Raw genomic sequence first — 14,538 nt, 5'->3', positions numbered from 1 at the left:
GCGGGCACGCCGAGTGCACTTTAAAGCCCCACAGGGGGCGCCATATGAAAAATCAAAAAATCCGCATTCTGGCTTGTGTTTTGGGGCTTTTCAGTTCCTTCCAGGCCACGGCCTTTGTGGAACTGGAAAAGCGCCAGCCTCTGGAAGTTGAAGACGGTCGTCTGACCCCGTACTGGGCGCAGGAATACATCGGCGCTGATCTGGTGAAAGAGGAAATGCGTCTGCTTCCGAATCTGCAGCGTGTTCCCATGGCTGTCTATGACGTGGGCTTTGAAAAAGAACACATCAATCTGGCTTTTGATATTCCGGTGGATCGCGCCATGAACGGAAACCGTCCGATGAAAGGGCATCACGGCACCAGCGTGGCGTCGTTGATCAATGGCAAGGGCATGGTTTCGGTTTCTGAATTTGTGAACTATGTGCAGCTTAAAAAAGTATCCCCGGCGGTGTTCTATTTTGGCGCTGTCAGAGAACTGAAAGAGCTTCCAGTAAAACCACAGGTGATTTCAAATTCCATGGGCTGGACATCTGAATCCGTCCTGGAACTGGCCACGGAAGTGGACCAGATGGGCATCATCTGGGTGATGGCGGCCGGCAACGAACATCCCAACGAAATTGCTGAACACGAACGGGTCGCGCCGGTCATCAGCGTCGGATCTTATTCGCCTCGGGGACTTCAAACTCTGTCGTCCCAGGAATCCGATCAACTGGACATTCTGGCTCCGGCGGATGAATACCAGGCGGCCCTTGATGGCAACGGACAAGAGGTTTTGTTTGGTGAGACCAGTGGTGCCACCCCTTTGATTTCCGCGTCCATCGCCAATGCCAAGGCGCTGATTCCGTCTTTGTCCCGTGCCCAGATTGAAAGCCTGATGAAAAGAACGGCGATACGTTCTTTCCACAGTCTGTATTCGGAAAAGAACAAGGCCGGACTTTTTAATGCTTATCGTTTCTTCAAGGTGGTGCAGCGTCTGCATGCGGTGTGCGGTGCCAATGCCCCGTGCATTCAGGCCCAGATGGACAATCGTCAGAACTATCTGTTTGAAGCTCAAGTCTTAAGCCCGCGTATCACGGCAGTTTGCCATTCCAGACAGGGACTTCCCAAGGCCGAAATGAAAGCCCTGCGCACGCAGTATTTGCTGAACGCCGAACAATCCCAGTACGCGCGTTTGCTTTCTTGTGCCTATCGCAATGAGGGTTACAGCATCAATGCGGACTACTATGAAAACATAGCCCTGATTCACGAAAATCCCAAGGCCTTGCAAAACAAGATTCAGACCCAGGCAGTCCAGGCTGTGCTGCATGGCTACACGGCAAGTGCTTCCTTGCGTGATCTGCAGATATTAAATGATTCTTTCCGCGAAGCCCTGCTCAAGATCCTTTCCGGTGAAACGGGAATGGAACAGTATCAGGCGCGGGATCTGTTGAAAGCCTACGACAACACCGTGAAAGTGGAGCTTCCCTAGATGAAACTTCTGCTGTTGCTGTCATTGCTGATTTCCTGCCGGGTTCTGGCATTTGTCGAGCTCGAGGATCGCAAGGCCCTGGAGGTGGAAGGCGAAAAGCTGACCCCGTTCTGGGCACAGGAATACATTGGCGCGGATCTGGTGAAAGAGGAAATGCGCCAAATACCGGGGCTGGTGAAGGTGCCGGTTTCGGTTTATGACAGCGGATTTGAAAAAGATCACATCAAACTCACACGGGACATCGAAGTGGATACCGCCTCTGGCGGCATGGGTGAGGTGGGCTATGGCGGGCACGGCACCAGTGTCGCAAGTCTGCTGAACTGGCCGGGAATGGTGTCGGCTTCAGAGGTCGTGGACTTCGTGCAGCTTCGCCGGGTCAGTCCGGATATTTTTTATTATTCTGCCTTGCAGGAAGTTAAATCAATGTCCGTGCGCCCGTGGATCGTTTCCAATTCCATGGGATGGGAAACGGCGGAAGTCACTGGTTACGCCCGGCAGGCCGATCAGATGGGCATCATCTGGGTGATGGCGGCCGGCAATTCCCATCCACTGAAGATTGAGGATCACGAACGTCTGGCGCCTGTGATCAGTGTCGGATCCTATTCTCCACGAGGGCTGCAGACGATATATTCTCAGGAGTCTGATCAGCTGGACATTTTGGCGCCGGGTGATGACTATCAGGCCGCCATAGACGGAATGGGGCAGAGGGCCTTGTTTGGTGCGACCAGTGGGGCGACGCCGCTGGTGACGGCTACGATCGCGAATGTGAAATCGCTGCTTCCGTCACTGGGCCGTTCAGAAATCGAATTTTTGCTGAAGAAAACCGCGTTGGCCTCTTTTCACAGTTTGTATTTGCCGGATAATAAAACGGGTCTTTTGAATTCGTATAAAGCGTGGAAGGTCGCGAAAAGGTTGTTTGCCATCTGCGGAAAGGACGAGGCCTGTTTGCAGATGCAAATTCGCAATGGGCGCAATTACGTGTTCAAAGAGGCCCGCTTGACCGCCAAGGTGGAAGGGGTGTGTGCGGGGAAAACTGTTTTAGCAAAGCAAGAGATGAATGCTCTGCGCCGGCAGTACTTTCTGAATCCGCAAATCACCCGCTATGCCCGGCTTCTGTCCTGCGCCTATGGAAACGAGGGTTACAGCGTTAATGCCGACAACTATGATTCGATGGTGTTGATCCAGTCAGACCCCGTCGCCATGCAAGCCAAAGTCCGACGACAGGCCGTGCGGGCTGTGCAGAAAAATCATGTCAACAGCGGGGCTCTTCGTGATGTGCAAATACTGGATGATTCCTTCCGGGAGGCACTGGTCCTGGCTCTAAAAGACGGCCATGCTTTGTACCCCAGCCGGGCGAGGGAATTTCTGGAAAAGTACGATCAAACAGGTCGAGTGGAGCTCTCGGATCGGTCCAAAATCTCAAAAAAGAGCAGTAAAAAAACTGTGAAATGAAAATTAATGAAGGCACGGCTAATCCCCCATCCGTGTGAGCTTGTGCTCATGTTGAGGGGTGTTTATTACAGACCCGCAAGACAAGGGGTGGTTTTGGAAAAATATTGGAACTCAAAGCTCATAAAATGCTTATTGGTTTACAGGATTACTGGTTCCTAATTTTCTCGGCTTTCGACGGAAAGATTAAGATTTAGACAAAACAAAGACATCCTCTCGTCCTTTGAGATATTCCTACCGAACAGTTGTAGGTCGAATATTTGTAAGGAGAGACCTTCGATGAGTACTGCACGTAAAATTGTAGAACAAAGTCCCCAGCTTGATGAACTTACCAGCCTCCGCGAAGAAATCAAAGCGCTGCATCGGGTGCAGGCAGTGATCGAGTTCAACCTCGATGGCACTATCATCACGGCCAACGAAAACTTTCTGGGTGCGTTGGGGTACTCTCTTGAAGAGATTCAGGACCACCATCACTCCATGTTCTGTGAACCAGAGTATGGCAGAAGTGTGGAATACAAGAAATTCTGGCAGACTTTGGCTAAAGGTGAATTTGTCGCCGGTGAATTCAAACGTCTCACCAAGAGCGGCAAAGAAATCTGGATCAATGCTTCTTACAATCCGATTTTTGATAACGAAGGCAATCCCTGCAAAGTGGTGAAGTTCGCCACAGACATCACGGCCCAGAAAGCCAAAACCTCTGAATACGAAGGCAAAGTGACGGCGATCAGCCGGGCGCAGGCTGTTATCGAATTCAACCTCGATGGCACGATCATCAGCGCCAATGAAAACTTCCTGGCGACCGTGGGCTATGGCCTTAGTGATATCCAGGGCCATCACCATCGCATGTTCTGCGATCCGGCTTATACAAGTTCCCCGGAATACAAAATGTTCTGGGAAAAGCTGGCGCGCGGCGAGTTTGAGGCGGGCGAATTCAAGCGTTTTGCCAAGGGCGGTCGCGAGGTTTGGATTAATGCTTCTTACAATCCGATTTTCAATGCCGATGGCAAGCCCTGCAAGGTGGTGAAATTTGCCACGGACATCACGGCTGCAAAAATGAGAGCCGCTGAAGATGCGGGAAAAATTTCCGCCATTGGCAAAGCGCAGGCGGTGATTGAATTTAACATGGATGGCACGATCATCAGTGCCAATGAAAACTTCCTTGCAACCGTGGGCTATGGCCTGTCGGAAATTCAGGGGAAACATCACCGCATGTTCTGCAGCAGTGAATACACGGCAAGTCCTGACTATGCAAATTTCTGGGCGAAACTGAACCGCGGTGAATTTGATTCCGGCCGCTATCAGCGCGTGGGTGCGGGGGGCAAGTCCATCTGGATCCAGGCCACATACAATCCGATCATGGATATGAATGGCAAGCCCTATAAAGTAGTGAAATTCGCCAGTGACATCACCAAGCAGGTTGAACTGGAACAAGAGGTAAAAAGAAAAGCCGAAGAAGACCAAATGAAAGTCGATGCCCTGCTGCTGACCGTAAATAAGGCCGCAGCCGGTGACCTGACTTCCCCTATCACAGTTTCCGGCGCGGATGCCATTGGCCAGTTGGCTGATGGTATTCAGAAAATGATGGTGGATCTGCGGGGAGTGATCTCCGTGGTTGTTTCCTCAGCGAATAACTTCGGAACTTCTTCCAAATCCATCGCAGAGCAGTCCACCTCCGTGGCTGCTGGTGCCCAGAGTTTGGGCGCGACGGTTGAAGAAATGAACGCTTCCATTGAAGAATTCACAGCTTCCATCGCATCGATTGCTGACAACACCAAACAGGCCAATGAGCTGGCAAAAGTCACTCAGAAGGAAGCTGAACAGGGCAGTCAGGCCATTGCCAAGTCCATCGAGGCCATGGAGCTGATCAATAAATCCTCTGAAGACATCAGCGAGATCATCAAGGTGATCAGCGAGATCGCAAGTCAGACGAATCTTCTGGCCTTCAATGCGGCGATCGAGGCGGCACGTGCCGGTGAGCACGGTCTGGGCTTCTCGGTGGTTGCGGACGAGGTTCGCAAGCTGGCGGAAAGATCATCGCAGGCAACGAAAGAGATTTCCAAACTGATCAACGAATCCACCAAGCGCGTGGAACAGGGCAGCTCCATTTCCAAGCAGGCCGGCGAAGCCTTCAGCAAAATCGTGGCGGGTATCGAAAAGACCACCCAGTCCATCTCTGAAGTCACTCTGGCGGCGGAAGAGCAGTCTGAGGCAGCCAAAGGTGTCAGTGCTTCGATTCAGCACATTGCTGCTGAATCCGAGAAATCGGCGCAGTCATCTGAAACCATTGCAAACAACACCGGCATGCTGGTGAAAGAAGCCGATGACCTGAACAGAACTGTGGCTAGATTTGTGGTGTAAACGTGGCAGAAGCAGCAAAGAAACTGGAAGGAGCAGCCCTGACAAGGCTGCTTTCTTTGGTAAAGACACATACCGGAATCACCATGGAAGAGCGCAAGCGCGACATGCTCACCGCTCGGATCAAACCGCGTTTGAGGATATTGGGCCTTGAATCCATGGAAGACTATATCGACCACCTGGAACAGGGGAAGGTCGAGATTCAGGACTTTGTTAATCTGGTCACCACCAACGAAACCCACTTCTTCCGTACCCAGGCGGTGTGGGACTACTTCCAGAACGAATACCTTCCGGAGTGGTATAAAAAGAATCCGGATACGATCCTCAGAATCTGGTCGGCGGCAGCCTCGACTGGGGAAGAAGCCCACTCTTTGGGAATGGCTTGCGAGGAATTCCGTTTCAAACATCCGTCTTTCAAATACAAAGTCATGGGTTCAGATATCGACACGGAAGTGCTGGCCAAGGCACGTTCGGGTGTTTTCAGGGACCGGACTTTGGATGAATTGAAAAATCGCCATCCGGCGCTGGTGGAAAAATATTTCCGTGAGCAGGCCGACGGCACTTTCCGCATCAGCCCGGTGATCAGCGCCAATCTGGAGTTTTTCCAGCACAATCTGCACAAAGCGCCGCCGAAGGGTCTGATGTTTGATATCGTTTTTCTGCGCAATGTTTTGATTTACTTCAACGACCAGGATCAGGAACTGGTGCTTTCCAATATGCACCGGGCTTTGAAGCCGGAAGGCATGCTGATCCTGGGTGAATCCGAATCTTTGGCGCGGCATAAGGCGCAGTTCACGTTCAAAAAACCTCTGATCTATATGAAGGGCTGATATGTTGCCGGTCGAACACCACGTCAGAATCGGTCAGATCCTGATCGCTGAAAACGGCGAGGTGCTGAAGACTGTATTGGGTTCATGTGTCGGCATTGCGCTGGTGTGGCGCCGGCAGAACAAATGGGCCCTGGCCCACTGTCTGCTGCCGTACCCGGAAACCTTCAAAGAGGACAAAGACGCCCGTTATGTCAGTCAGACCATTCCCCGCATGCTGGAAAGAATGGGCGCGACTCTGGCGGATGTTTCCGAGATGGAAGCCATCGTCGCTGGTGGCGGCCGCATGATGGACGGGGATAAAAGCTATACTAAATTTGTCGTCGGAGATGAAAATCTGAAAGCGGCAAAAGCGGTGCTGGAAAAACACCGCATCCGCATCGTGGCCTTTGAGCCCGGCGGCGAACAGGGAACCAAGATGCGTATCGCCGGTGACGGTGATTATTCCATCGAAAGACTTCCCAAGACGGGTTAGGAAGAAACTATGAAAAGCTCTTCGCATATGCAAATGTTTGCTTCTTTCCGACTGGGTCAGGCGGAACTGGCCGTTTCGATTTCGTCCCTGCAGGAAGTCGTCAACTATCCGGAAAAAATCACTCTGGTGCCCCTGGCGCCGGATTATCTGACGGGTTTGTTCAATCTGCGTGGCACGGTCACACCGATTGTGGATATCGGCCGCCTGCTGGATGTGGAAACTTCCGGTAACAACAGTGTCAAAAAAGTGGCGATCGTGCATGTCAACGGCGTGCGTATCGGTTTGCTTTTTGACTCCACTTCAGAAATTTTAAATGTTCAGGCCGGGGACATCTCGCGCTTTGACAATCCTCTGGAAGGTCGTAAATCCGTCATCCGCAGTGTGCTGAAGCTGAATGGCGGGGATCGCATCGTCGAGGTGCTGGATCCTGAAGCTTTGATCAAGATTGAAAACATCCCGCAGATTCTGGAACAAAGCCGCAGCACTGCGACGGAAATGACCCGCAAGGCCTCCAAACGGGACCAGTGCATCACTGTGCGCTCCGGAGCGTTGGAATTTGGCCTGAGCATTTCCGGGATTCGCGAGATCATTCGCGTTCCTGAAATCAAGCGCAGCGTGTTGGCGGTGGACTACTGTATCGGCATGGTGAACCTGCGGGGTACGATCATTCCGATTTTGGATTTTCGCATGTTCCTGAAAATTGACGGCGAAGAGTGCCGGGATCTGGAATCCCGCCGCATCGTCATTCTGAAGCTGCAGGGTGTGCAGGTGGGTTTCCTGGTCGACAGTGTGGATAGCATCGTGACCTTCTTTGAAGAGGAAGTGCTGCCGATTCCGATGTTTGCCCAGGAAAAAGTCGAGATGATGCGCGGTCTGCTGGCGCAGGAAAACAAAGCCAATGTTGTGCTGCTGAACGAAAGCAAAATTCTTTCAGATCAAGAGATCCTGGCCATCACTCGCGGGCATGATTCTTTGTATGGCAATCGCGAGAAAGAGGCCGAGGCGGCCAAAGCCAAGACCGAAAGAAAACCGTATATTTCCTTCCGTCTGGATTTCATGCTGTCGACGCGCTTAAGTTCGATCGACGAGATTGCCAAGGTCGAAGGTGAATTGATGCGGCCGCCGGGTTATCCGGAATATGTCGTGGGAATGATGAAAATGCGCGGGGAAGTTGTGACAATCGTGGATTTGCGCAGCTTCTATGGAATGAAGCCGGCCACGGACCTGGTCAATTCCCGGGTTTTGATCGTAAAGGGCCAGCAAAGCAAGTTCGGTCTGCTGGTGGATTCTGTGGAGTCGATTGACACCGTGGATGAGGCCAATAAGACGCGTATTCCGACGATCCTTGCTCCGGAAGCGACCAAGACTTTGCAGGGCCATATGAAAGAAATTGTCGAAGTCACGGACCTTGCCGGTGTGAAAAAGACGTTTATGATTTTGGATGTGCCGGAACTTATGAATCGCCTTGATGTCCGCGCGGCATAAATAACGAACTGATTACTTGACGTTTTCCTGCAAGTGCTGGAGTAGTCATGCAAAGGGAACTTTGTATGACGACGACTGTAAAACGAATCCTGCAAATCGGTCTTTTATTGCTGGGCCTGTACAGCCTTGCGGGATTTGTTCTGGCTCCCTGGATCATCAAATCTCAAATCATCCAACAATGTGAAAAGCGGCTGCAGACGACCCCGAAGGTGGGGGCGGTGTCGCTCAATCCCTTTACCTTCGAACTTGTAATTAAAGACTTTCTGCTGCCTTCCAAAGATCAGGAAAAGCCGCGCCTGGCGTTCAATCATTTTTCCGTGAATCTGACTTGGTATGCGCTTTTTAATCAGGAAATTCGTTTAAAAAGTGTGATGCTTGACGGGGCGGCAGCGCGCTTTGTGGTGTTTAAAAGTGGTGACACCAACTGGGAATTGACGCCGACCGGGGAATCCGAAAAAGACACTTCTCAGGATTCAGATTGGATTTTGACGCTGGAGCAAATTTCAATCCGTGAAAGTGGTGTGGACTTTTTTGACTACACTCACGCCACGCCTCTGGAACTTCCTTTGGGACCCATGAATCTGGCCGCTGCCAATATCAGCACATCTTTAGGCTCCACGACCTCTTTGAAGTCTTTGAACATTTCTTTCGGTGAACAAGGATCATTGAATTTAAGCGGGGACATGCAGTTAAAACCTGTCACCGTCAATCTTACCGTGGAAGCACGTCAAGTGCCGTTGGATTTTTTGACAGCTTATCTTTCGGATCATACTTATTTGACGCTGAAAAAGGGCCAGGCCGACACCGTGTCACGCATTCAATATCAGAATGGCCGAGTGCGTGTAACCGGCGAAGCGCAGATCCACGACTTGGCGCTGGTGCCGGAAAATCAGGATAAGCCCGTGGTGGAATGGGCGCAGTTGGATTTGCAGGGGATAGATGTCACCACCGGCCCGTTGGATTTAAGGGCTGCCGAGTTGGTGTTGAAAGGTCTTAAAACCGACGTGGAGTTGCGAAAAGACGGCACGTTGAACTTCCGCTCTTTCGTGAAGAAATCTCCGCAGGCCCCCGCGGAAGCGGGAACCACCAAGCCTGCTGACGCCACGAAAAAAGCTGCGCTAAAATATCATATTGGAAAACTGACTTTAAGCGACGGCCTTGTGAACTACGCGGATCTGCAGATCCGTCCGAATTTTAAAGCGCTGGTGCATGATCTTGAGGGTTCTGTCGGACCGATTTCCCCAAAGGCGGATGAAAAGATTCAAATTGCTTTGTCCGGGCAGGTTGAAGCCTATGGAAAATTCAAGGGTAAAGGTTTTGTGATTCCGGGAACCAAGCGCCCCACGCTGGATCTGGACATGAACTTCCACAATATCGAAATGACGACCTTTACGCCTTATTCAGGGCACTTCGCCGGATATGAAATCAAAAAAGGAAAGCTTTTCCTGGATTTGAACTACAAGCTTGTCAACAGTCGTATCAAAGGCAGCAACAAGGTGCTGCTGGATCAGTTCACTTTGGGGGACAAGGTTGAAAGCAAGAATGCGACCGGCTGGCCTTTAAAGCTGGGGTTGGCTTTGATGAAGGACCGCAAAGGGCAAATCAAGTTTCAACTGCCGGTGGAAGGGGATGTCAATTCTCCGTCCTTTTCATTAGGTAATCTGATTTGGACAGCAGTCAAAAACATGATCATCAATATCGTGGCGGCACCCTTTGATTTTCTTGCAAGCCTGGTCGGTGGCGGCGATGACATGCAGGACATCCGCTTTGCTCCGGGGCAGAGCGAGCTTAAAGCCGGTGAAAAAGAAAAGCTGATAAAGCTGGCCCAAGCCCTGGCCGAGCGACCACAGTTGAATCTTGAGATTCGCGGCGAATATCAGGCGGCCGACAGGCAGGCGCTGCAGGTAAAAGCCCTGGAGGAAAAGCTCGAACCGTTACTTGCAAAAAACAAAGATCGCAGCAAAGCGGTGCGAACTGTCGCAAAAGAAAAATTGCAGCCGGAAGCTTTCGAAGTCATTGAAGACCAATTTGCCAAAGACCCTGCCGGGCGCACCGCTGCCTGGGAAAAGAAAACAGCGGAAGCATTGTCCGTCAGCGACGATGAACTAAAAGGCCTGGCTCTTGCCCGGGGGAAGGCTGTCATGACGGAGCTTGCTGCCGGCAAAGTTGAAACGGAACGGCTGTACTTGTTATCAGGCAGTGCCGGAGAGGCCGGCAAGGCCCCACAGGTGACCTTGTTGCTGAAAGAAAAGTAATTAATTCCCCGCGCAGAAGTTGCGGATGGTATCCGGGAAGCAGGTATAGATAATCGCCGGATCTTTGGGGCCCTGGCCATCCAGATAGACCAGTTTTCCCTGATCACCGTCCACATGCAGTTCAACGTGTCGTTCGATATCCGCGTCACCCGCGACGATGCTGACACCGTTGTCGCGGCATTCAAGGGTTTGAATCTGATACGGCATCGGACGAATTCCATAGGGAATGTGGGTGTCGATCCAAAGAACCTGCAAGGTCGGTTCTTTGCTCACGGTGATACGCAAATCAGTATTAAAAATATCCGAGTGGTAGGGACGTTGGCAGAATAAGCTGTGGGACGCGGCCTTTGCGGCGGCAGAACCAAATATCAGGAAAAGAACCGGCACCAGTTGTTTCATAAAGTCCTCTTTCAACTGAAGCTCGGTCTAACGAAAAAAATTGTCAACGGGACTTACATTAAGATGGTTTCATATTTGGGAATCAGGCAAGCCTGCCAGCGGGAAAGGAAGCCGCTGGACAGACTTGCCCGAGGGAAGTCCGTTCTTAGTTGCGACAGACGTGTCCGTGATAGACATTGTTGCCGGTGTAGCACTTGCACGGCTGACCAAAGCGGTCGGTGTAACCCATGTCGCAATAGTTCCCGCGGTTCATGCAGCAGTAACGGGATGTAGATCCACCGCCACCCTGCAGATCCATCTCGTCTGGCATCTCGGCTGTCGACATCTCAACCATGGATTCGATCTCCACCGGCAGTGTCACCAGAGTTTGTTCTTCAGCGTGCGCAAAACACGACAGCCCCAGAATCATAAACAGAGCCATAACCATATTTTTCATGAAATCCTCCTTGAGCTGTTTATTGTGTATTAAACTCCCAAGGCGGCAATATGTATTCGGTCACTTCTTAGGTGGAACGTGGACGAACATGCGGACGATAGCGGAAGTAGAACAGCAGAATGATTCCCACACACATCACCAGGGAACCCAGATATTTCCAGATACGGCCTGGATCACGATTCACAGACAAAATGGAAGCCGTGACCCCGCCATTTGGGGACTCTTCAAAGCTGGCCTGATAGATATAATAGCCCTGATGCTTCAGCGGTTCATTCATTGAAATCGTGGCGCGCTGATCGTCAAACTGCACTTCACTTTCATAGGCCATGGCACGCATGGTGCCGGGATAATCAGTTTTTTTGAAATTTCTTAAAGAGATATCAAATCCCAATGGAATTTTTTTGTGATGATAGGCGACCAGATAAACCCATTCGTCGGTGAAGACTTTAATATAATCATTCAGCACCAGATAGCTTTCTTGTCCGTTGTAACGAACTTTCAGTGATGCGCGAGTGGCCGGAGTCGGCCGGTCCAAAGAGCGGACTTCGTATTTTTGTATAGCTTTGGTCAGGAATTGCAGGGTGCGAAGCTCAAGGCCCATCCAGGCGGTTTGAACGCGGTCACCTTCCGTCAGAGTGCCTTTTTTATAAGGATTCTGACTGTCCTTGCTGTAAAGGGCATAGTTCAGTTGCTGTTTTTCATTCTGATAAAGACGGATTTCGTTAATCTCGGGACGGCGTTCCCACAGGCCGCCCATGGTCACCAGAACCGGGCCGACTTGTTTTTCAGCGCGCTCAAAAGCGTTGCGCTGAATCAGCCAGTCAATTTCGCTGACGTTCGCGTTGGCCAACTGAAAACGCACAGCCGACCCACTCTGTGCCGCAGGCGAGGCTTCAATGCGGGTTTGGGCAAGGCCGTAAGGAATAGATTCCAGCAGCTCAAAATGCAGTCCCTTGGCTTTGATCAGGAAGGGTTCTTTGGCAGAGACGGGTTTTTTTAGAAAGTTGACCTCTTCGGAATAAACTTTGTCATAACCGTCTCCGGTGCGGGACCGATAGACGGTCAATTGGGTGTCCAGCAGTTGCACTTCGTTGACGGCTTCCGCGGTGCGAGTCAGGCGGATGATGCCGTCCACACCGTAAAGCTGGGTTAGCAGGGCTCCAAAGACGATCATGATGATACCGACATGGGCAAGGATGAACGCCGCATGCCGTGGTTTCCACGGCCAACGATCGGCGATCACTGCGACCAGGCTTGTGACCAACAGGCCCAATGCACAATACATCCAGACAGAGTTGTAAACGAGCTGCTTGGCCGTCCAGGCATCAAAGCGGGCTTCGACAAAAGTACCAACAGAAATCAGTACAGCTAAAACGGCGATGATAACCACCGCCAGTTTTAAGGAAGCAAAAAAACGAATCACCGGTCGAAACACGCGGAAACTACTTTCCGGCCACTTTTTTGGCGCGAAGACTTGCCACCAGTTTTTGTCCTTCTCGGACTTTTTCGATGGAAAGGCCCAGAATACGCGCAGCCTCCTGCGGAGCATGGAAGCCGGAAGAGTTTTCGGCCTCAACAAAGTCGAACAGGAACTGAGCTTCTTTTTGCAGGGCGCGGGCTTTTAGCAAATTTTCTGACGGATTCTTTTCGTCTTTGAACTCTTTAAGGTCATTGATGTAATCCACCAGCGCATCAAAGGCCACATCACGCAAAGAGATATGACGATCCTGGATGGTTTCCACGCGGGCTTTTAATTCCGCTTCCGGTACATTGTGGCAGGTCTGGCAGGCTTTGTTGATATTCAGAAGCGGGCTGCGCACCTGATGATCGGTGACTTTCATGGCGCCCACACGCTGATAAGGCATATGGCAGTCCACACAAGCCACGCCAGCGCGGGCATGGGTGCCCTGATTGAACATTTCAAATTCCGGGTGCTGCGCTTTTAACACTTCAGCTCCAGTCAGGGCATGCACCCAGTCTTTGAAGCCGTTTTCTTTGTAGTATTCCATGATCTGATCGGCCTTCAGGCCCTTACCCCATGGATACGTCAGGCGTTTTTCTTCACCCTTAAAGAAGTACTCAACGTGACACTGACCGCAGACAAAACTGCGCATTTCCTGGCGAGATGCCATTTTGTTAACGTCATACTCTTTGATGCCTTGCTGGGCCTTCACCAGCTTGATGCCTTCCATAAAGGCCGGGCGGGTGATTCGCAGAGACATGGTGGAAGGGTCATGACAATCGATGCAGGACACGGGATGTTGAACGGAGTGCACGATGTCTTTGTAAGGGATTTTCCCCATCTCTTCAAAACCCTTGGTGATGTCGCCGTCACCCAGTTTTTTATACAACAAATAGGTGGAGGCGTGGCAGTTCAGGCACGTGCCCGGCTGTTTTACTACATTCTGGCGTTCTGTGAAGATTTGATCCACCAGCATGTAGGCATGACCGCGCTCTTCGCGGAAGTCCTTGGAAAAGGCATAGCCGGCCCACATGGTTTTTAGGCGAGGGTCTTCATCAAGTTTCTGGGCAGACACCACATCGCGCGGGTCCTTGTCCGTCGGGATATGAGGGAAGGCCTCAGAGCCACCGTACTTGGTGCGGGTCATGTCGGTTGTTTTCAGATAAGAATCATACTGGTGCGGGAAGTTCTTGCCCCAGATTGCCGGATCATCGATGTCGTCGGTGATTTCCACCACGCGATAGAAAGGGTTTTTCTCTTCGGATTTTCGTTCAAAGATATTCACCAGCAAAGCCGTGACCAGAACTGTGACGATGGCAGCGCCGCCAACGGCCAGAAACATCCATTTATTTTTGTTCATACCAGACTCCTATCGAACGTGTCCCACACCACGGTGGCAGTGCAGACAATTGGCTTCCTCGTTGTGATTTTTATCAGTGCGATCCATGGCCTGCACCATCGGCTGATGGCAGTTCAGGCAGGAATTTTTAACGACCTTCAGGCTGTGTTCTTTGATCAGGATGGGTTCGTGAAAGTTCTGAAGGGTGAAGGCCACGGAATGATTCCAGCCATTCAGAGCTTTCACGGCGTATTTGCCGACGATGTTGTGGGGCAGATGGCAGTCGTTGCATTTAGCGACGTGGTGATGGGCGGACTTTTGCCAGGAATCCAGGTTTTCGCGCATGACGTGGCAGTTCACACAGGCCTTGGGATCGTCCGACAGGTACGAATATCCCTTCGCATAGATGAACGAGTAGCAGCCCAAACCGATGACAACACCGAAAAGAACCAAGATAAGCAGGTTGAGTTTGCTGAAGTTGGACATAAACGGATTATCAATTACTTTGCAGTATTTAGGTAGCTTTAATCCGACACTGGGCCTGCCAATCCAACCCGGGTTGAAGGCAAAAAAAAGCCGACCCCTTGGGT

At 51.3% G+C, this 14,538-nt stretch carries 12 protein-coding genes; 7 read left to right on the top strand and 5 right to left on the bottom strand.

What is annotated here, in order from left to right; translation table 11 throughout:
* The first annotated feature begins 44 nt into the window (after positions 1-44).
* From ACZ520_RS13450 to ACZ520_RS13420, 7 genes are all read left to right on the top strand, one after another.
* Entirely contained in the window at positions 45-1,466 is a 1,422-nt protein-coding gene (locus tag ACZ520_RS13450; protein WP_464126060.1) for a S8/S53 family peptidase, read from the top strand.
* Positions 1,467-2,918 carry a S8/S53 family peptidase gene (locus ACZ520_RS13445; protein ID WP_464126058.1) on the top strand — a complete coding sequence of 484 codons (1,452 nt, stop codon included), beginning with the start codon at positions 1,467-1,469 and terminating at the stop codon, positions 2,916-2,918.
* A gap of 276 nt (positions 2,919-3,194) precedes the next feature.
* Positions 3,195-5,273 carry a methyl-accepting chemotaxis protein gene (locus ACZ520_RS13440; RefSeq protein ID WP_464126056.1) on the top strand — a complete coding sequence of 693 codons (2,079 nt, stop codon included), beginning with the start codon at positions 3,195-3,197 and terminating at the stop codon, positions 5,271-5,273.
* Positions 5,274-5,275: 2 nt separating this feature from the next.
* Positions 5,276-6,100 carry a CheR family methyltransferase gene (locus ACZ520_RS13435; protein WP_417868934.1) on the top strand — a complete coding sequence of 275 codons (825 nt, stop codon included), beginning with the start codon at positions 5,276-5,278 and terminating at the stop codon, positions 6,098-6,100.
* Between the two features lies 1 nt (position 6,101).
* Positions 6,102-6,572, top strand: coding sequence for a chemotaxis protein CheD (locus tag ACZ520_RS13430; protein ID WP_088564575.1), 471 nt, complete (start codon positions 6,102-6,104; stop codon positions 6,570-6,572).
* Positions 6,573-6,581: 9 nt separating this feature from the next.
* The gene (locus ACZ520_RS13425) at positions 6,582-8,057 is read left to right on the top strand and encodes a chemotaxis protein CheW (RefSeq protein ID WP_374033696.1); all 1,476 of its coding nucleotides are present in this window, start codon (positions 6,582-6,584) and stop codon (positions 8,055-8,057) included.
* 65 nt (positions 8,058-8,122) lie between these two features.
* Positions 8,123-10,312, top strand: a complete 2,190-nt coding sequence (locus tag ACZ520_RS13420) for a DUF748 domain-containing protein (RefSeq protein WP_464126053.1) — start codon at positions 8,123-8,125, stop codon at positions 10,310-10,312.
* On the opposite strand, the gene ACZ520_RS13415 is transcribed toward ACZ520_RS13420, so the two are convergent.
* From ACZ520_RS13415 to nrfH, 5 genes are all read right to left on the bottom strand, one after another.
* A complete protein-coding gene (locus ACZ520_RS13415) occupies positions 10,313-10,711 on the bottom strand; it encodes a hypothetical protein (RefSeq protein WP_374030866.1) in 399 nt (132 codons plus the stop codon).
* A gap of 145 nt (positions 10,712-10,856) precedes the next feature.
* The gene (locus ACZ520_RS13410; RefSeq protein WP_464126051.1) at positions 10,857-11,147 is read right to left on the bottom strand and encodes a hypothetical protein; all 291 of its coding nucleotides are present in this window, start codon (positions 11,145-11,147) and stop codon (positions 10,857-10,859) included.
* Between the two features lie 67 nt (positions 11,148-11,214).
* Positions 11,215-12,570 (bottom strand): cytochrome c biogenesis ResB family protein, encoded by a 1,356-nt coding sequence (locus tag ACZ520_RS13405; RefSeq protein WP_464126049.1) that lies wholly within the window; start codon positions 12,568-12,570, stop codon positions 11,215-11,217.
* A gap of 19 nt (positions 12,571-12,589) precedes the next feature.
* Positions 12,590-13,969, bottom strand: coding sequence for an ammonia-forming cytochrome c nitrite reductase subunit c552 (locus ACZ520_RS13400; protein WP_088564579.1), 1,380 nt, complete (start codon positions 13,967-13,969; stop codon positions 12,590-12,592).
* Between the two features lie 9 nt (positions 13,970-13,978).
* Positions 13,979-14,434: a cytochrome c nitrite reductase small subunit gene (nrfH, locus tag ACZ520_RS13395; protein WP_088564580.1), complete on the bottom strand. Its 456-nt coding sequence runs from the start codon at positions 14,432-14,434 to the stop codon at positions 13,979-13,981.
* Between the last annotated feature and the right edge of the window lie 104 nt (positions 14,435-14,538).

This window comes from Bdellovibrio sp. BIS2, from assembly GCF_055398295.1.
The sequence above is the reverse complement of the archived record's forward strand: the minus strand, read 5'-3'. Positions and strand labels throughout refer to the sequence as shown.

Coding starts and splice junctions, on each gene's coding strand:
- ACZ520_RS13415 (WP_374030866.1), bottom strand. CDS start 10,711: ATGAAACAACTGGTGCCGGTTCTTTTCCTGATATTTGGTTCTGCCGCC.
- ACZ520_RS13425 (WP_374033696.1), top strand. CDS start 6,582: ATGAAAAGCTCTTCGCATATGCAAATGTTTGCTTCTTTCCGACTGGGT.
- ACZ520_RS13450 (WP_464126060.1), top strand. CDS start 45: ATGAAAAATCAAAAAATCCGCATTCTGGCTTGTGTTTTGGGGCTTTTC.
- ACZ520_RS13420 (WP_464126053.1), top strand. CDS start 8,123: ATGACGACGACTGTAAAACGAATCCTGCAAATCGGTCTTTTATTGCTG.
- nrfH (WP_088564580.1), bottom strand. CDS start 14,434: ATGTCCAACTTCAGCAAACTCAACCTGCTTATCTTGGTTCTTTTCGGT.
- ACZ520_RS13410 (WP_464126051.1), bottom strand. CDS start 11,147: ATGAAAAATATGGTTATGGCTCTGTTTATGATTCTGGGGCTGTCGTGT.
- ACZ520_RS13440 (WP_464126056.1), top strand. CDS start 3,195: ATGAGTACTGCACGTAAAATTGTAGAACAAAGTCCCCAGCTTGATGAA.
- ACZ520_RS13430 (WP_088564575.1), top strand. CDS start 6,102: ATGTTGCCGGTCGAACACCACGTCAGAATCGGTCAGATCCTGATCGCT.
- ACZ520_RS13445 (WP_464126058.1), top strand. CDS start 1,467: ATGAAACTTCTGCTGTTGCTGTCATTGCTGATTTCCTGCCGGGTTCTG.
- ACZ520_RS13400 (WP_088564579.1), bottom strand. CDS start 13,969: ATGAACAAAAATAAATGGATGTTTCTGGCCGTTGGCGGCGCTGCCATC.